The 503-nt window shown below is 64.8% G+C and carries 1 pseudogene; it reads left to right on the forward strand.

Annotation, left to right across the window (positions count from 1 at the left end):
• Positions 1–503, forward strand: a pseudogene (locus EXE42_RS18945) (Fe3+-hydroxamate ABC transporter substrate-binding protein); the annotation flags it as partial.

Consider the following 503-nt stretch of genomic DNA (forward strand, 5'->3'; position numbering starts at 1 on the left):
CGGGCTCGACGAACGAGACGGGGTCCTCGACCGACGACGGGTCGGCGGACACGGCCGAGGACGGCTCGTACTCGGTCGAGATGTTCCCCGTCGGCGAGGTGGAGTTCGAGTCGGTCCCGGAGGCGGTCACGACGTACAACATGGGGTGGGCCGACATGGTGGTCTCGCTCGGTCAGGCGGACAAACTCCAGACGAACCGACTGAGCGCGCCCACGCTCTTCTACGACCGGCTCGACATCGACTACGACAACGACTGGCCACCGCTGTGGCAGGACGGCGGGATCCCCAAGGAGGTACTCTACGAACACGACCCAGACGCGTTCCTCATCGACCCCAACCTGATCCAGGCCTGGGACGACAACTGGGACGACTCCGACGTCGAGGAGATCGAATCGAACGTCGGGCCGTTCTTCGGCTGCCACAACCGTCGCATCAGAAGCGACTGGCAACAGGAGATGGGCTACCCCGAACGGGCCCCGTCGATGTTGGAGGCGTTCGAGAAG

Source organism: Halorubrum sp. SP3 (genome assembly GCF_005435195.1).
Lineage (GTDB): Archaea > Halobacteriota > Halobacteria > Halobacteriales > Haloferacaceae > Halorubrum > Halorubrum sodomense.